The sequence below is a fragment of the Anaerobacillus sp. MEB173 genome (assembly GCF_052119505.1).
Lineage (GTDB): Bacteria > Bacillota > Bacilli > Bacillales > JBJMAU01 > JBJMAU01.
The window spans coordinates 163,652-181,922 of record NZ_JBJMAU010000003.1 but is presented as its reverse complement, the minus strand read 5'-3'; the positions used below and the strand labels follow the sequence as shown (position 1 = coordinate 181,922).

Genomic DNA, 18,271 nt, shown 5'->3' with positions numbered 1-18,271 from the left:
ATAAGCCCTTGGAGAATTGCTTCTCAGGGCTTATTTCAATTTTGTACGAAAATAAATAAATTGGTTAAGGATATACTATCATTGAATCGCTCATTAAATAAAGGGGTGTTTCCAGTGAGAAATCCGTTAATTGTACCGGAAGGAGAACAGTTTCTTCAACAGTATAAAGAAGAAATTGCTCATGAGTTTGGTATTCATCGATCTGTTTTAGAAAGCGAAATGTTGACAGAAGTAACAAAACGAATTACTGAAGAAGCTAAAAAAGAAGACGAGAAAAATAAAAATAAGGAGTGATGAGTTGTGAAGGATAAAAGAGAATTTGAACCAAATCCGAAAACTCCTTTAGACAGCTGGAATAAAAATATTGACCCGGCAATGATGTCTGGTGATTACTGGGTTGAAGAAGAAAATTCTCCGCTAGAACAAATGGATTGGTTTGAAGGTGAAGATTGTGAAGTAGCAGAAGAAAAGATGAACCCTCCAAAAAGTATATTTATGCATCCAACTCAAAACGTTAGCTATGGAAACGATTCCTTTACTGGTTCACGTCCAGACGAAGAGAAAAAGAAAAAGTGAAGTCTCATAGTACTTCACTTTTTTATGCGAAATGACTTTTTTCAACAAAAAATTATTATTTTTTCAAAAAAACCAAAAAAACATTGAACTTTTTAAAAAAGTAAGAGGAATTTGTAAAAGTATATCGAATAATAAAAAAGACGTGCATTTTTTGACTATTTTAAATAAGATAGAATAGAATGTAAAAATGCATTTAATTTTTTGGGCAAGTGATAGGAGGATGGAGAATGAATATCCACGAGTATCAAGGTAAAGAGATCCTGAGAAAGTACGGAGTTGCTGTTCCAAACGGTAAAGTAGCATTTACTGTGGAAGAAGCAGTAGAAAAAGCACAAGAGTTAGGCACACAAGTGTGTGTAGTAAAAGCGCAAATCCATGCTGGTGGGCGTGGTAAAGCAGGCGGTGTAAAAGTAGCCAAAAATATCGACGAAGTACGTACATATGCGAGTGAGATTTTAGGCAAAACACTTGTTACACACCAAACAGGACCAGAAGGAAAAGAAGTTAAGCGCTTGCTTATTGAAGAGGGCTGCGATATTAAAGATGAGTATTATATCGGTTTAGTTCTTGACCGAGCTACTTCACGTGTCGTTATGATGGCTTCTGAAGAAGGTGGTACTGAAATTGAGGAAGTAGCAGAAAAAACACCTGAGAAAATTTTTAAAGAAGTTATCGATCCTGCGGTAGGATTCCAAGGCTATCAAGCTCGTCGTTTAGCTTTCAACATTAATATTCCAAAAGAATTAGTTGGACAAGCTGTAAAGTTTATGATGGGATTATACCAAGTATTTATTGAAAAGGATTGTTCAATTGCTGAAATCAATCCGCTTGTTACGACTGGTGATGGCAAAGTAATGGCATTAGATGCGAAATTTAATTTTGATTCAAATGCTTTATACCGTCAAAAGGATATCTTAGAATATCGTGATCTGGATGAAGAAGATCCAAAGGAAATTGAAGCATCTAAATACGATTTAAGCTATATTTCTTTAGATGGAAATATCGGTTGTATGGTTAATGGTGCAGGTCTTGCGATGGCTACAATGGATATCATCAAGCATTATAATGGTGACCCTGCGAATTTCCTTGACGTTGGAGGCGGAGCTACAGCTGAAAAGGTTACTGAAGCATTTAAAATCATCCTTTCAGATACAAATGTAAAAGGAATTTTTGTAAATATCTTCGGTGGAATTATGAAGTGTGACATTATTGCTGAGGGTGTAGTTACAGCTACGAAAGAAGTTGGCTTAGAAATTCCTCTAGTAGTACGCTTAGAAGGTACAAATGTTGATCTAGGTAAGAAGATTTTAAATGAGTCGGGTTTAAATATTACTGCTGCTGATTCTATGGATGACGGCGCAGAGAAAATCGTATCATTAGTGAAATAGAAAGGCGGGACGTGGAGAATGAGTATCCTGATTAATAAAGATACAAAGGTTATTGTACAAGGGATTACTGGGGCAACTGGTTTATTCCATACACAACAAGCGATTGAATACGGTACACAAATCGTTGGGGGAGTAACTCCTGGTAAAGGCGGTACTGAAGTAGAAGGAATTCCTGTATTTGATACAGTTGAAGATGCTGTGAAAGCAACAGGTGCTAATGCTTCTGTTATTTACGTACCACCTGCATTTGCTGCAGATGCTATTATGGAAGCTGTAGATGCTGAGTTAGATTTAGCGATTTGTATTACAGAAGGAATTCCTGTAATGGATATGGTAAAAGTTAAACGTTTTATGGAAGGCAAGAAAACACGTTTAGTTGGACCAAACTGCCCAGGTGTAATCACACCTGAAGAATGTAAAATTGGTATTATGCCAGGTTATATTCATAAAAAAGGACATGTTGGGGTTGTTTCACGTTCAGGAACTCTAACATACGAAGCTGTTCACCAATTATCGACAAAAGGTATTGGACAATCAACAGCAGTAGGAATTGGTGGAGACCCTGTAAACGGAACAAACTTCATCGATGTTCTTAAACTATTTAATGAAGATGAAGATACGTATGCAGTAATCATGATTGGTGAAATCGGTGGAACAGCTGAAGAAGAAGCAGCAGAGTGGATTAAAGCTAATATGACAAAACCAGTTGTAGGATTTATCGGTGGACAAACAGCCCCTCCAGGTAAGCGTATGGGACATGCTGGTGCTATCATTTCTGGTGGAAAAGGAACTGCTGCAGAAAAAATCAGCACTCTTGAAAGCTGCGGTGTAAAAGTTGCTCAAACTCCTTCAGTTATGGGCGATACACTAGTTTCTGTATTAGAAGAAAAAGGCTTATTAGAAAAGTGTATTACTCATAAGTAATAAGCTAGAATATAGCTCCCAATTTAATTTGGGAGCTATTTTTTAATATTACTGAATGTAAATAAATAAGCAGTTTATCGTATGAAAATACAGAAAATTTAATAAATGAAGTCTATTTTAGAACCTAATAGAGGAGAGGTTTTACAAATGGAACTATTAAGTCAGCGCTTACTTCATATTCATCAGTGTCGTGGAATTGGTTGGAAAACAATTGCCCGGTTTCTTCAGACTGATTCTTCTCTAGAAAGTATCTACTACATGAACCTTACTGAACTTATGATGAAATTTAGAATGAAAAAAGAACATGCTACACTATTTTTTCATGATTTACAAAATATAAGGAAAGAAAATGTTTTACATTATTATGAGAAAAAGAGTATTATACCAATAACAATAGTTGATGAAAGGTATCCAAAATTGCTAAAGGAAATATACGATCCTCCTTGGGTTCTATATTGTAAGGGAGACCATACATATTTAAATAATCAACAACTCATTAGTGTAGTAGGGACTCGTTATCCTTCCAAAAATGGGTTAGCAAGTTTAAAAACGCTGCTCTTGCCCATTATAGAAAAAAGCTGGGTTATTGTTAGTGGTTTAGCGCTTGGTATTGATATTAGTGCCCATCAATTAGCTGTTGAAAATCGAGGTAAAACCATTGCTGTATTAGGTTCTGGATTCGATCATATTTATCCAAAAGCCCATCAATTGATGGTTGAAACGTTAGAGCGGGACCATTTGTTAATTTCTGAATATCCCCCTTTTGTGAAGCCTGCGAAATGGCATTTTCCTATGCGTAATCGTATTATAAGCGGATTAACAAAAGGGACAATTGTAATTGAAGCGAGGGAAAAAAGCGGTTCTCTCATTACGGCTGATCAGGCTCTTCAGCAGGGAAGAGAGGTCTTTGCAGTTCCAGGTTCGATTCTAGAGAAAAGGTCTGTAGGGACAAATCAATTAATTCAGCAGGGAGCAAAATTAGTACTAAATTCTGATGACATTTTAACTGAATTAAATGGTCAAAATTAGGCGAAAATGAAAAAAACACTAATTTTTTTCTCAAATATGTTTGACAAATGACAAAATAGTGGTTAATAATAGGGAAGATTTTAAATTACTAACGGAGGGGGAGGAAACAAAATATATGGCAGATTATTTAGTGATCGTTGAATCTCCCGCTAAAGCAAAGACAATTGGTAAATACTTAGGGAAAAAATATACGGTAAAAGCATCAATGGGACATGTACGTGATTTACCGAAAAGTCAAATGGGAGTTGACATAGAGCAAGAATTTACACCTAAGTATATCACTATCCGTGGGAAAGGTCCGGTATTAAAGGATTTAAAAACAGCGGCTAAAAAGGTGAAAAAAGTGTATTTAGCAGCTGACCCTGATCGCGAGGGTGAAGCAATTGCTTGGCATTTAGCACATAGCTTAAATATCGATGAAAATTCAGATTGTCGAGTTGTATTTAATGAAATAACAAAACAAGCGATTAAAGACGCTTTTAAGCACCCGCGTCCAATTAATAAGGATTTAGTGGATGCACAACAGGCCCGTCGAATTCTTGACCGTCTAGTTGGATATAATATTAGCCCTTTGCTTTGGAAAAAAGTAAAAAAAGGACTAAGTGCCGGACGTGTTCAGTCTGTTGCAGTAAAAATGATCATCGAACGTGAGAAAGAAATTAAAGAATTTGTACCTGTGGAATATTGGAGTATTCAAGGGACATTTAAGTTAAATGATGAACCTTTCGAAGCTAAATTTTACGGGGTTGATGGGAAGAAAACAGAATTAGGTTCTGAAGATGAAGTGAAACAAGTGTTAACTCGATTAAAAGGTGAAAACTTTTTAATTGAATCTGTTAAGAAAAAGGAACGGAAACGAAATCCGGTTGCCCCTTTTACGACCTCATCATTACAACAAGAGGCGGCTCGCAAGCTAAACTTCCGAGCCAAGAAAACGATGATGATCGCTCAACAATTATATGAAGGAATTGATATAGGTAAAGAAGGAACTGTCGGTTTAATTACCTATATGCGTACAGATTCTACAAGAATATCTGAGACTGCACAACAGGAAACGAAACAATACATTGAAGAAAATTATGGAGCTGAGTATGCCCGAACAGAAAAAAGGGAGATCAAAAAAGACAAAAAGCAACAAGATGCCCATGAGGCAATCCGCCCAACGTCGGTATACAAAGACCCGAAAAATATCAAAAGTTATTTAAGCCGTGACCAATTTCGTTTGTATAAATTAATTTGGGAAAGACTAGTAGCGAGTGAAATGGCACCTGCTGTGATGGACACTATGACAGTCGACCTTACAAATGAAGGGGTATTGTTTAGAGCAACTGGTTCTAAACTGAAATTTCCAGGCTTTATGAAAGTGTATATTGAAGGTAATGATGATGGGAAAAAGGAAGAGGACCGTTTACTTCCTAACCTTGAAGAGGGGAAATTGGTAACCAAAGAGGTTATCGAACCGAATCAGCATTTTACTCAACCGCCACCACGTTATACGGAAGCAAGATTAGTGAAAACAATGGAAGAGTTAGGGATCGGTCGTCCTTCAACTTATGCACCTACGCTTGATACGATTCAAAGAAGAGGTTATGTAGCTTTAGAGGATAAACGATTTATACCGACCGAATTAGGGGAAATTGTGTTAGAGTTAATTGTAGAATTTTTCCCTGAAATATTAGATGTTGAATTTACAGCAAAGATGGAAAACGACCTCGATTATATTGAAGAAGGTCGGGAAAATTGGATCCAGATTATTGATCAGTTTTATGACGGATTCGAAAAACGACTTAAAGTCGCAGAGGAAGAAATGAAAGAAGTTGAAATAAAAGATGAGCCAGCCGGAGAAGATTGTGAAAAGTGTGGACACGAAATGGTCTATAAGATGGGGCGCTATGGGAAGTTCATGGCTTGTTCGAACTTTCCTGATTGTAGAAACACGAAAGCAATCGTTAAGGATATAGGAGTGAAATGTCCAAGTTGTAAGGAAGGCAATATCGTTGAACGAAAAAGTAAAAAACGCCGAACCTTTTTTGGATGTGATCGTTATCCAGAGTGTGAATTTGTATCTTGGGATAAACCAATTGCCCGTCCATGTCCGAAGTGTCAATCTCTCTTAGTGGAAAAGAAAACGAAAAAAGGCGTACATGTACAATGTACATCATGTGATTACAAAGAAGAAACGAACTAAGAGTTTAGAGTTGAAAGTTTAGAGTATAGAGTTGTTTGAAAGTGTTTCATGTAGTTACTTCTTGTAAAGTCACTCAATGATTTTTTACTCTACACTCTAAACTCTACATTCTAAACTGAATGTTTTTGGAGGAATTTATTTTGAGCAGTACATATGTAAACGTAATTGGAGCAGGATTAGCTGGAAGTGAAGCAGCGTGGCAAATTGCAAAAGAAGGTATTCCAGTTAGATTATATGAAATGAGACCGGTAAAACAAACACCTGCTCATCATACTGATAAATTTGCTGAGCTAGTTTGCAGTAACTCATTACGTTCAAATGCGCTGACGAATGCAGTCGGTGTCCTAAAAGAAGAAATGCGGGTGCTTGATTCAGTGATCATTCGTTCTGCAGATGATTGTTCAGTTCCAGCAGGTGGGGCTCTAGCCGTTGACCGCCATGAATTTGCTGCTTTAGTTACAGATAGAGTCAAAAACCATCCATTGGTTACCGTCATCCATGAGGAGATTACTGAAATTCCTCAAGGTCCAACAGTAATTTCTTCAGGTCCGCTAACATCAAAAGCATTGTCTGATCAATTAAAGGCATTAACAGGTGAAGAGTATTTATACTTCTATGATGCGGCAGCTCCAATCATTGAAACAGAAAGCATCGATATGGAGAAAGTTTATTTAAAATCGCGGTATGATAAAGGTGAAGCAGCCTACTTGAATTGTCCAATGACTGAAGAGGAATTTAACCGCTTTTATGAAGCATTGGTATCTGCGGAAACGGTTCCGTTAAAAGAATTTGAAAAGGAAATCTTTTTTGAAGGATGTATGCCAATTGAAGTCATGGCTAATCGTGGGAAAAAGACAATGTTGTTTGGTCCTATGAAACCAGTTGGGTTAGAAGATCCGAAAACTGGTAAACGCCCTTTTGCAGTTGTTCAGCTACGACAAGATAATAGCTCAGGTACACTGTATAATATAGTAGGGTTCCAAACTCATCTTAAATGGGGTCCTCAAAAAGAAGTAATTCAGCTAATTCCAGGTTTAGAAAATGCAGAAATTGTCCGATATGGTGTTATGCATCGTAATACTTTTATTAATTCTCCAAATTTATTAAAGCCAACCTATCAGTATAAAGATAGGGAAGATCTGTTTTTTGCAGGGCAAATAACTGGGGTAGAGGGATATGTTGAAAGTGCAGCTGCAGGTTTAGTGGCAGGGTTGAATGCTGCTCGAAGTGTTCAAGAGAAAGAAACGATTATTTTCCCTGAAGAGACAATAATAGGAAGTATGGCCAATTACATAACAACGGCTAATCCAAAGAATTTTCAACCGATGAATGCAAACTTTGGTTTACTTCCACCCCTTGGAGAAAAGATAAAGAATAAAAAAGAAAGATATGAGCAATTAGCTAACCGGGCAATTGATGCAGTTCAGAATTTTGTGAATAAATTGTAAACTTTGTTGTCAGGGCTACTAAATTGTGATACAATTTAGTAGCCCTGTGAGGTGATTATCGTGTTAAAAACATATGATTCAGCTTTTGTGCAAATAATGACTAGCCGAATACAAAATGAAAGAATAAAGATCTATACAATAAAGTAAGCAGCATGCTGTTGATAAGTCTTGCTGCTGTTTCGTATGCTCTCGTGTAACATATTGATTTAACTTAGACATAAAAGAAATCTTTATACGTAGAATTTTTATGTAAGCTCGATAAGTAATTAGTAAACAAGGGAATGCTAGAATATATTATTACTTCAATGTAAGCTGTAAATGCAATGAAAATAGCAGCTTGTATACATACATAAAAATAAAATTCATTTGTTTTGTTCTAATACATGAAAATTACAACCGATTATAGGAATTTGAATAATCAGGGCGAATTCGCAAAAATAGGAGCTGTGAATGGAGAGTATGAATAGGAGGTAGTACATTTATGGAACATTCGTTTCATGCAACTACAATTTTTGCAATTAAACACAATGGAAAATCAGCTATGGCTGGTGATGGCCAAGTGACATTTGGAAATGCCGTTGTGATGAAACACACAGCGCGAAAGGTAAGAAAGTTATATCATGGAAAAGTATTGGCTGGATTTGCTGGTTCAGTTGCTGATGCCTTTACATTGTTTGAAAAGTTTGAAGGTCGACTTGACGAATATAATGGCAATTTGCAGCGTGCAGCAGTTGAACTGGCAAAAGAGTGGCGCAGTGATAAAGTATTGAGACGGCTTGAGGCAATGTTGATTGTTTTGAATGAATCACATTTACTTCTAATATCTGGAACTGGGGAAGTGATTGAACCTGACGATGGAATCTTAGCAATAGGTTCAGGAGGAAATTACGCTTTAGCCGCAGGAAGGGCATTAAAGAAACATGCATCAAATTTATCGGCGAAGGAAATAGCTACAGCTGCTTTAGAAGGAGCAGCTGAGATCTGTGTATATACAAATGATAATCTTGTTGTTGAAGAATTATAAAGTATGTAGATTGATTCGTGCGTAAGTAGAATAGAACCTGTATTGATCACGAGAAATTGAATCGCATAGATCGATATAAAAGGCTTGATGCATTCGTTAAATTCTTTTGGGAGTGATGATATGAAAGAGCGATTTACACCGCGTCAAATTGTTGAAAAGCTTAACCAATATATTGTCGGTCAAGAAAAAGCGAAGAAATCAGTTGCTATAGCATTAAGAAACCGATATCGCCGTAGCTTGCTTGATGAAAAACTACGCGATGAAGTAACCCCAAAAAATATTCTAATGATTGGCCCGACTGGAGTAGGAAAGACTGAAATTGCTCGGCGATTAGCAAAATTGGTAGGTGCCCCCTTTGTGAAGGTGGAAGCAACAAAATTTACAGAAGTAGGCTATGTTGGCCGAGATGTTGAATCGATGGTCCGTGATCTAGTAGAGACATCAATACGCCTTGTGAAGGAAGAAAAAATGCTCGGAGTGAGAGATAAGGCTGAATTAAATGCCAACCAACGAATTGTTGAGTTGATCGTTCCTTCTAAACAAAAACAAAGTCAATATAAAAATCCGCTAGAAATGTTCTTTGGTAATCAAAATCAATCACAGAATGACAATAATGAACAAAATGAAGATCAAGATTTAACTCAAAAGCGAAGAAAAGTTGCCCATCAATTAGCAATGGGGGAACTTGAAGATGAGGTCATTACTGTGGAGGTTGATGAACAGTCGCAAAGCTTTTTAGATATGTTCCAAGGGTCAGGGATGGAACAGATGGGAATTAATATGCAAGATATGCTTGGCGGTATGATGCCTAAAAGGAAAAAGAAGAGAAAGTTAAGTGTTTCCCAAGCAAGAAAAGTCCTGATTGAGGATGAGGCACAAAAGCTAATTGATATGGATGAAGTCACACAGGAATCAGTTCGCCGTGCTGAGCAGTTAGGTATTATTTTTATTGATGAAATTGATAAGGTGGCTGGGAAGAATCAAAACTCAGCAGATGTATCAAGAGAAGGTGTCCAAAGGGATATTCTGCCAATTGTAGAAGGTTCAACGGTTGTAACGAAGTATGGACCTGTTAAAACAGATCACGTGTTATTTATTGGAGCAGGTGCCTTTCATATGTCTAAGCCATCCGATTTAATACCTGAATTACAAGGACGCTTTCCAATTCGTGTTGAGCTAAACAGTTTAACTGTTGATGACTTTGTTCGAATTTTAATTGAACCAGATAATGCTTTACTTAAACAATATCAAGCTTTATTGGCAACAGAAGGTATACAAGTTAAGTTTTCTGACGATGCTATTCGTAAGATTGCTATTATTGCGACAGAAGTAAATGAAGAAACAGAAAATATTGGAGCGAGAAGACTACACACAATTCTTGAACGTCTTCTAGAGGACTTATCTTTTGAAGCACCAGATATAACGTTAGAAGAAATTATTATTACTCCATCATATGTAGATGAAAAATTAGCCTCTGTAGCTAAAAATAGAGATTTAAGTCAATATATTTTGTAAAGGATCGACCTAGGAGGAAAAGTAAATATGGATTTATTAAACAAAACAAGAAAGATTAATGAAATGTTACAAAAAACAGCAGGACAGCCTGTAAATTTTAAAGATATGGCTGAGACACTACGTGATGTCATTGAGGCAAATGTTTTTGTCGTTAGTCGTCGAGGGAAGCTGTTAGGATTTGCTATCAAGCAAGAAATTGAAAATGAACGTATGAAAAAGATGTTAGAGGAAAGACAATTTCCAGAAGAGTATACGAGTGGTTTATTTAAAATAGAAGAAACATCTTCAAATCTAGATATTGAGAGTGAGTTTACAGCCTTCCCAATTGAAAATAAAGAGCTGTTTGGTTCTGGTTTAACAACAATCGTTCCAATTCAAGGCGGGGGAGAAAGATTAGGTACACTTATTCTCGCCAGATTAAAAGAGTCATTTTCAGATGATGATCTAATTTTGGCTGAATACGGTGCAACAGTAGTTGGTATGGAAATTCTTCATGAAAAAACTGAAGAAATTGAACAAGAGGCTCGCAGCAAAGCAGTCGTACAAATGGCAATTGGTTCACTTTCATATAGTGAATTAGAAGCTGTTGAACATATTTTTGAGGAGTTAGATGGTTATGAAGGCTTACTGGTTGCAAGTAAAATTGCTGACCGAGTTGGAATAACAAGATCGGTGATCGTTAATGCACTAAGAAAGCTTGAAAGTGCTGGTGTAATTGAATCACGTTCTCTAGGTATGAAAGGAACGTATATTAAGGTATTAAATGATAAATTTTTATTAGAACTTGAAAAATTAAAAACAAACTAGTTAGATTTAAAAAGCTATTTCATTAAATTGAAATAGCTTTTTTCATTTTTTTAGATCAAGCGCTTTGCTCTTTTTCCAATAAAAAAAACTGTAACAAATTTTTTAAATATAGCTATTAAAATATTATATAGAATAAATAATGTGCAGATACCAAGATTATGCTCTAATAGAAATAAAAGGCCTATGATTCGACAGAATATGAGGCTATAGTAGGGGATTTTAATTAGGTCTTTCTTCTTGAATAGAAGATGGATTTAAAGTTTGTTAGACATTATCCTACGCAATATTATACAATACGACTATAACGTAAATTTTATGTCGGTTTTAATCGGAGGAATTTTTGTGAAGCTGTTTTCAAATTCAACGTTTATGGTGCTAGAGCAAGCATTAAATAATGCATCTCTTCGACAAAAAACGATATCGCAAAATGTTGCGAATGTTGATACACCAAATTATAAATCAAAACAAGTGATATTTAAAAATCACTTAAATGAAGCGATGAATGCTCATCGAACTGATGAGCGCCATTTTCAATTTAGTTCTTCTAATAAAGGCGGTCCAGTTATAAAGACCATGAATAATACATTTGTAAATCATAATGGGAATAATGTTGATATTGATTATGAAATGGCAGAAATGGCAAAAAATCAAATCTACTACAATGCTTTAATTGATCGAATGAATGGAAGATTTAGTAGCCTAAAAACAGTTTTAGGAGGTAAGTAAGATGTCAATTTTTCAGGGCTTTAATACAACTGCCTCTGCTTTAACTGCACAGCGTCTACGTATGGATGTTGTTTCTGCGAACATGGCAAATGTCGATTCTACTAGAGGAAGAATCGTAAATGGAGAGTGGCAGCCTTATAAGAGAAAAATGGTAGTAATGGAACCGCTGAAAAATGGAAAATTCTCTAATTACTTGTCTAAAGCAATGAACCAAACAGAGAATCCTGGTCAGGGAGTTCGGGTGAGCAGAATTATCGAAGATCAGACCCCGTTTAAGATGGTTTTTCAACCAAGTCATCCGGATGCAAATGAAGAGGGCTATGTAGCAATGCCTAATGTAGATCCACTTAAGGAAATGGTAGATTTAATGGGGGCAACAAGATCCTATGAGGCAAATGTAACAACACTTAATGCGACAAAAAATATGCTAATGAAAGCATTAGAAATTGGTCGATAGGAGGTAAGGAGCGGTGGATAATATAATGAATCGAATCCAACCAATGGTGTTTACACCTTCAAATAACCAAACAAAAATTACACCCCATGAAGCGCAGACTAAATTTAAAACAGCATTAAAAGATGCAATGAATCAGGTTAATGAAGCACAAAATGCATCAAGTAAAGCCACAGAAAAACTAGTAAATGGGAATATTAATGATTTGCATGAAGTAATGATTATCGGACAAAAAGCAAGTATTAGTTTACAAGCAACAGTTGAAATACGTAATAAAGTTGTCGAAGCATATCAAGAGGTTATGAGAATGCAAGTTTAATAGTTATCATGTAATGATGAAAGTAACTATTCTATTTATTTCTTTTACTTTACCGGGGTCATTGCAGTTTGGGAGGAAAAATGAAAGAGAAACTCGTCGTATATAAAGATAGATTAATTGAATATTGGAACGGTCGGACGAAGTTGCAAAGAGGAATGATTTTTGGTTCATTCCTTTTACTCGTTATCGCTCTAATCTTCGTTACTTCCTTTGCTTCTAAATCCACCTTTGTACCGTTGTATACAAACCTTAGTGTACAAGAAACTGGTGAAATAAAAGCAACCTTAGATGCCAGGGGGATAGCGTCAGAAATATCAGATAATGGCACAACAATCAGTGTGCCTGAACAGCAAGTAGATATTTTAAAAGTTGAACTCGCTGCCGAAGGATTACCGAAGAGTGGCAGCATTGATTATAGCGTTTTTAAAGATAAAATGGGCTTTGGTATGACTGATAATGAATTCTCAGTTATCGAGCGTGCAGCGATACAAACAGAACTGGCAAATTTAATCCGTAACATTGAAGGTGTAAATAGTGCAAATGTTATGATTACACTTCCTGAAGAGAGTCTTTGGATATCAGAACAAGGACAAGTTTCATCAGCATCAATCGTTCTGAACTTAGCTACTGGTTATCAATTGAATCAACAGCAGGTGAATGCCCTTTATCACCTTGTTTCCAAAAGTGTTCCAAAACTCCCTATGGATAATATCGTCATTATGAATCAAATGTTTGAGCATTTTGAATTAAAAAATGATGAAAATTCTATACTTGACTCAACTTTAACAGTTTATGATCAACAGCGTCAAATAAAAAACAATATTGAAAGGGATTTACAAAGACAAGTTCAACAAATGCTCGGCACAATAATGGGGCATGATAAAGTCCTAGTTTCCGTTACTACTGATATTGATTTTACGAAAGAAAATCGTGAGGAAAGTTTAGTAACACCTGTTGATGAAGAGAATATGGAAGGATTAGCCGTAAGCATCGAGAGAATTACGGAAACATACACCGGAGAAGATATGCCAGAAGGTGGTGTGGCAGGAGCAGGCGAAACAGATATCCCAAACTATATTGGAATGACTGGTGCCGGTGGTGGCGATTATGAACGGATCGAAGAAAGAATAAATAATGACGTTAATCGAATAAGAAGAGAAATTGTAGAGAGTCCATACCAAATACGGGACATCGGAATTCAAGTAATGGTGGAACCACCAGATCCTGAGAACCTAAATTCGCTTCCTGTTGAACGGGTGAATGATATTCAACAAATTTTAAGTACAATTGTAAGAACAAGTATCTCTAAAGATATTGTCGATCAATTAACTCCTGAGCAAATAAATGATAAGGTTTTCGTCTCGGCACAGCCATTTAATGGAAAAGTTGAAATTGAACAGGCGGCATCTAATGAAATTCCTATGTGGTTATACGTTGTTGGTGGAGTTCTTGTTGTTGTTATTCTTTTACTACTGTTTTTATTATTCAAGAAAAACAAAAATCGCCAAAAGGATATGGAATTTGAAGAATTTGTTGAACAACCTGCCTTTGATATTCCTGATATTAATGAAGAACGAGATTCAGATGAAATAGCTCGTAGAAAGCAGTTAGAAAAAATGGCAAAAGAAAAACCGGAAGAATTTTCAAAATTACTTCGTTCTTGGTTATCAGAAGATTAGGAGGGGAGAAATATGGCTAGAAAAGAATTAACAGGAAAAGAAAAGGCTGCGATTCTCCTAATATCGATGGGGCCTGAAGTATCAGCCCAAATATTTAAACATTTGACAGAAGAAGAAATTGAGAAACTAACATTAGAGATTGCAAACGTTAGAAAGGTCGAGCCTCATCTAAAGGATGAGGTTTTAGATCAGTTTCACCAATTAGCTTTGGCACAAGATTATATAGCGCAGGGCGGTATTGGTTACGCAAAAAGTGTACTAGAGAAGGCTCTTGGCGAACAAGAAGCGATGGAAATTATTAATCGTTTAACATCTACTCTTCAAGTCCGGCCATTTGATTTTGCCAGAAAAGCAGATCCAAGTCAGATATTAAACTTTATTCAAAATGAACATCCTCAAACCATTGCACTGATTCTTTCATATTTAGAGTCAGTACAAGCAGGACAAATCTTATCAGAATTACCGCAGGAGTTACAGGCAGATGTCGCAAAAAGGATTGCTTTAATGGACAGTACATCACCTGAAATTGTAAATGAAGTTGAATCGATTCTAGAGCAAAAACTCTCAGCAACAGTTACTCAAGATTATACGCAGGCAGGCGGGATAGAAGCTGTGGTTGAAGTATTAAATAGCGTTGACCGCAGCACAGAGCGAACAATTCTTGATGCTTTGGAAATCCAAGATCCAGAACTTGCGGAGGAAATTAAGAAGCGAATGTTTGTATTTGAGGATATTGTTACACTCGATAATCGTTCAATCCAAAGAGTAATTCGAGATGTCGAAAACGAAGATTTACAATTGGCACTCAAAGTTTCCAGCGACGATGTAAAAGAAGTTGTCTTTAAAAATATGTCACAGCGTATGGCTGAAACTTTCAAAGAAGAAATGGAATTTATGGGGCCAGTTCGCCTTCGTGATGTTGAGGAGGCGCAAACTCGAATTGTAGCAGTAATACGCCGACTTGAAGAGACTGGGGAGATCGTTATTGCACGTGGCGGAGGAGATGATATTATTGTCTAACATCATAAAATCATCGTTCGCTGCGACCTCAAATCAAGTGGAAAAAAAGATGATACAGCTACGGAGATTTTCTTACCCCAAAGATGAAAATGATGAAGTGACAAATAGTTCTGTTAATGAACAACAGAATGAGGATATTTTTAATAAACAAATAGAAATTGAGACTCTGCTAAGTAATGCCCAGAAAGAAGCTGCTCGTCTTCTTAAAGAAACAGAGGACGAGTGTTTATTAAAACGACAGCAGATTGAGCATGAAAAAGTAGAATTTGAACAACAGATGCAGGTTGCCCTACAATCCGCAAAAGAAGAGGGCTATCAGGCTGGATTTAATCAGGGGCTTGAGGAAGGGAAACAGCAATATGATCAGGCGATTCAAGAGGTCCATGCATTAATTGATTCGGCAAAACGGAATTATATTGAAGAAATTGAACAAGCTGAACCGATGATGATTGAATTGGCTATGAAAGTTTCAAAAAAAATTACAGGTTACATTTTAGCTGAACATGATGAAACCTGGCTGCAAGTTGTTAAGGATGCGATTAACGAAGTGAGAGAACAAGATGATATTAAAATTATCGTCCACCCTAGCATGTACGATATGACATTACGGCATAAAACAGAACTGAAAACCATTCTTAATCGGATGCAAAATCTTATGATTTACCCAGATCCATCACTTGATGTATATGGCTGTAGAATTGAAACGCCGTACGGGCAGATTGAAGCGTCAGTCACTTCGCAATTATCCGAAATAAAGAAGAAATTGTTGGAAAAGCTCCAGGAGGAGTCAGATGAACACGAATAGATTGTTATACGAGGTCGAACAGCTCAATCCATATAAATATTTTGGTAAAGTTTCGAGGGTTGTTGGATTAACGATAGAATCGAAAGGACCACAAGCATCAGTCGGTGACCTTTGTTATATTTTCGTTGGGAAAGATAAGAAACGGAAGGTCGTTGCCGAGGTTGTTGGCTTTCGTGATGAAAATGTACTCCTTATGCCATTTACGAGTGTTACAGAGATTTCTCCCGGCAGTTTAGTAGAGGCCTCTGGTAAACCGCTCCACATAAAAGTAGGCTCTGGTTTAATTGGTAAGGTAGTTGATGCATGTGGATACCCATTGGATGGAAGCTCACTGCCAAAGGGATTATCTCCGTTCCCAACTGAACAAAATCCTCCGAATCCTATGACAAGACCACGTATTGAACAATCCTTAAGTATAGGAGTTAGATCAATTGATAGTCTATTTAGTGTCGGTAAAGGACAAAGGATGGGAATCTTTGCAGGAAGTGGTGTTGGGAAAAGTACGTTAATGGCGATGATTGCCAAAAATTCAGATGCGGACCTAAATGTTATTGCATTAATCGGAGAACGTGGTCGAGAGGTTCGTGATTTTATTGAACGTGACTTAGGTCCTCAAGGGCTTAAGAAAACAATTGTTGTTGTGGCGACATCAGACCAACCTGCACTAATGAGGATAAAAGGCGCACTAACAGCAACGGCAATTGCCGAATATTTCCGCAACCAAGGTCAAAATGTGACATTAATGATGGATTCAGTTACAAGATTTGCAATGGCACAACGAGAAGTGGGGCTTGCGATAGGTGAACCGCCAACGACAAAAGGTTACACTCCTTCCGTCTTTGCTATGTTACCGAAGCTTTTAGAAAGATCAGGTACTAATGAACACGGTAGTATAACGGCGTTCTATACTGTGCTTGTTGACGGGGATGATTTAAATGAACCGATATCAGATACTGTGCGGGGAATTTTAGACGGCCATTTGGTTTTAGACCGAAAATTAGCAAACAAAGGACAGTTTCCAGCCATTAATGTTCTAAAAAGTATTAGTCGTGTCATGAATGATATTACTATGCCTTCTCACCGTCAAGCGGCAAACCGACTACGTGAGCTTTTGGCCACTTATTATGATTCTGAGGATCTGATTAATATTGGTGCGTACAAAAGAGGCTCATCGAAGGAAGTTGATTTAGCTATTCAAATGTATCCGAAGATTATTTCTTTTTTAAAGCAGTCAACGGAAGAAGAGATTCCACAAGAACAATCAATCGCAACCTTACTTGATCTTTTTGGAAAGGAAGAAAGGTAGATTATGGTTTTTGATTATACGTTACAAAAGATTCTAGATGTAAAAAAAAGAGAAAAAAATGCTGTTGAAGGTGAATATCAAGAAGCAACAAAAAGCTTTGAAGAGGTAGCAACAAACTTGTATAACCTGCTAAAGAAAAAAGAACAGTTAGAATTTGATTATCAGGGTCGATTAGAAAGAGGAGTTATGATTGGGGAGTTGCAGTTATCACAATCTACTATTTACCTATTAGAAAATCATATTAATAAAGTGGAAGTGCAAACACAACAGGCAAGAAATTACATGAACAGTAAAAAAGACGAATTGTTAGAGAAATCAATAGAATTAAAAAAATATGAAAAAATGAAAGAGTTGCAATACGAGCAATTTGTACAACATCTAAAGGTTGAAGAAAATAAACAAATGGATGAAATTTCTACTCAACAGTTCATAAATCGCTGATATTAGGTTAGGTGAACAAATGGCAAAAGATTTAGAAGTTATAGAGGAAAAGGAATACAGTAAATTTCAATGGTTTTTTATGATTATATTCATCCCTACCGTTTTTGCAGCAATCCTAGCAATTATTGTGTTCATGTTTATGGGAATCAATGTACTTGAAAAAGGGAAAGAAATCAGTATGAAACTTCCAGTTGTTTCAAGTTGGATAACTAATAATCAAGACAACCTGGAGCCAGAAGTCGACGTTGATGAGTTACAAACAACAATTGTGAAACAACAAAGTGAATTGGAAGCATTGAATGAGCAACTCGTAGAAAGAGATGAGGAAATCGTTAATCTAAATAGGGAGATTGACTCCCTCGCTCGTCAAATTGAAATTTTTGAAGAAGATCGGCAAAATAATCAAATGGCTATCGAAGTAGAGTTGACAGAAATTGCAAAAACATATGAGTCGATGTCATCAAAAAATGCAGCAAAAATTATCTCCGAACTTGATACAACTGAAGCATTGCAGCATATATCAACATTAAAACCAGAAACAAAAGCGTCAATTTTAGCAAAGATGGAGCCGGAAAAAGCTGCGGTTATTATGTCTGAACTTTATAGTGAGTAACAGTGCAAT

19 protein-coding genes are annotated in these 18,271 nt (G+C 36.5%); all 19 read left to right on the top strand.

Annotation, left to right across the window (positions count from 1 at the left end; genetic code table 11):
* The first annotated feature begins 114 nt into the window (after positions 1–114).
* The gene (locus ACJ2A9_RS08575) at positions 115–294 is read left to right on the top strand and encodes a small, acid-soluble spore protein, alpha/beta type (RefSeq protein WP_441421223.1); all 180 of its coding nucleotides are present in this window, start codon (positions 115–117) and stop codon (positions 292–294) included.
* Positions 295–300: 6 nt separating this feature from the next.
* Positions 301–576, top strand: a complete 276-nt coding sequence (locus tag ACJ2A9_RS08570) for a hypothetical protein (RefSeq protein ID WP_441421222.1) — start codon at positions 301–303, stop codon at positions 574–576.
* Between the two features lie 227 nt (positions 577–803).
* Positions 804–1,964 carry an ADP-forming succinate--CoA ligase subunit beta gene (sucC, locus tag ACJ2A9_RS08565; protein WP_441421221.1) on the top strand — a complete coding sequence of 387 codons (1,161 nt, stop codon included), beginning with the start codon at positions 804–806 and terminating at the stop codon, positions 1,962–1,964.
* Positions 1,965–1,982: 18 nt separating this feature from the next.
* Entirely contained in the window at positions 1,983–2,888 is a 906-nt protein-coding gene (gene sucD / locus ACJ2A9_RS08560; protein ID WP_441421220.1) for a succinate--CoA ligase subunit alpha, read from the top strand.
* Between the two features lie 147 nt (positions 2,889–3,035).
* Positions 3,036–3,917: a DNA-processing protein DprA gene (dprA, locus tag ACJ2A9_RS08555; protein WP_441421219.1), complete on the top strand. Its 882-nt coding sequence runs from the start codon at positions 3,036–3,038 to the stop codon at positions 3,915–3,917.
* Between the two features lie 115 nt (positions 3,918–4,032).
* A complete protein-coding gene (gene topA / locus ACJ2A9_RS08550; RefSeq protein ID WP_441421218.1) occupies positions 4,033–6,105 on the top strand; it encodes a type I DNA topoisomerase in 2,073 nt (690 codons plus the stop codon).
* Positions 6,106–6,245: 140 nt separating this feature from the next.
* The gene (gene trmFO / locus ACJ2A9_RS08545; protein ID WP_441421217.1) at positions 6,246–7,553 is read left to right on the top strand and encodes an FADH(2)-oxidizing methylenetetrahydrofolate--tRNA-(uracil(54)-C(5))-methyltransferase TrmFO; all 1,308 of its coding nucleotides are present in this window, start codon (positions 6,246–6,248) and stop codon (positions 7,551–7,553) included.
* A 481-nt stretch (positions 7,554–8,034) separates the two neighbouring features.
* A complete protein-coding gene (gene hslV / locus ACJ2A9_RS08540; protein WP_441421216.1) occupies positions 8,035–8,577 on the top strand; it encodes an ATP-dependent protease subunit HslV in 543 nt (180 codons plus the stop codon).
* 120 nt (positions 8,578–8,697) lie between these two features.
* Entirely contained in the window at positions 8,698–10,092 is a 1,395-nt protein-coding gene (gene hslU / locus ACJ2A9_RS08535) for an ATP-dependent protease ATPase subunit HslU (RefSeq protein ID WP_441421215.1), read from the top strand.
* A 27-nt stretch (positions 10,093–10,119) separates the two neighbouring features.
* Complete coding sequence (gene codY / locus ACJ2A9_RS08530) at positions 10,120–10,899, top strand: GTP-sensing pleiotropic transcriptional regulator CodY (protein WP_441421214.1); 780 nt, start codon at positions 10,120–10,122, stop codon at positions 10,897–10,899.
* A 342-nt stretch (positions 10,900–11,241) separates the two neighbouring features.
* Positions 11,242–11,625: a flagellar basal body rod protein FlgB gene (flgB, locus tag ACJ2A9_RS08525; RefSeq protein WP_441421213.1), complete on the top strand. Its 384-nt coding sequence runs from the start codon at positions 11,242–11,244 to the stop codon at positions 11,623–11,625.
* A gap of 1 nt (position 11,626) precedes the next feature.
* Positions 11,627–12,082 (top strand): flagellar basal body rod protein FlgC, encoded by a 456-nt coding sequence (gene flgC / locus ACJ2A9_RS08520; RefSeq protein WP_441421212.1) that lies wholly within the window; start codon positions 11,627–11,629, stop codon positions 12,080–12,082.
* A gap of 25 nt (positions 12,083–12,107) precedes the next feature.
* On the top strand, positions 12,108–12,398 hold the full coding sequence (gene fliE / locus ACJ2A9_RS08515) for a flagellar hook-basal body complex protein FliE (RefSeq protein ID WP_441421456.1): 291 nt from the start codon (positions 12,108–12,110) through the stop codon (positions 12,396–12,398).
* An 80-nt stretch (positions 12,399–12,478) separates the two neighbouring features.
* Entirely contained in the window at positions 12,479–14,077 is a 1,599-nt protein-coding gene (gene fliF / locus ACJ2A9_RS08510; RefSeq protein ID WP_441421211.1) for a flagellar basal-body MS-ring/collar protein FliF, read from the top strand.
* Positions 14,078–14,089: 12 nt separating this feature from the next.
* Complete coding sequence (gene fliG / locus ACJ2A9_RS08505; protein WP_441421210.1) at positions 14,090–15,097, top strand: flagellar motor switch protein FliG; 1,008 nt, start codon at positions 14,090–14,092, stop codon at positions 15,095–15,097.
* Positions 15,090–15,902 (top strand): flagellar assembly protein FliH, encoded by an 813-nt coding sequence (fliH, locus tag ACJ2A9_RS08500; RefSeq protein WP_441421209.1) that lies wholly within the window; start codon positions 15,090–15,092, stop codon positions 15,900–15,902. Before fliG ends, fliH begins: the two co-directional genes overlap by 8 nt.
* Positions 15,889–17,208, top strand: coding sequence for a flagellar protein export ATPase FliI (gene fliI, locus ACJ2A9_RS08495; RefSeq protein ID WP_441421208.1), 1,320 nt, complete (start codon positions 15,889–15,891; stop codon positions 17,206–17,208). Before fliH ends, fliI begins: the two co-directional genes overlap by 14 nt.
* A 3-nt stretch (positions 17,209–17,211) precedes the next feature.
* The gene (gene fliJ, locus ACJ2A9_RS08490; RefSeq protein ID WP_441421207.1) at positions 17,212–17,649 is read left to right on the top strand and encodes a flagellar export protein FliJ; all 438 of its coding nucleotides are present in this window, start codon (positions 17,212–17,214) and stop codon (positions 17,647–17,649) included.
* 19 nt (positions 17,650–17,668) lie between these two features.
* The gene (locus ACJ2A9_RS08485; RefSeq protein ID WP_441421206.1) at positions 17,669–18,262 is read left to right on the top strand and encodes a MotE family protein; all 594 of its coding nucleotides are present in this window, start codon (positions 17,669–17,671) and stop codon (positions 18,260–18,262) included.
* Positions 18,263–18,271 lie beyond the last annotated feature (9 nt).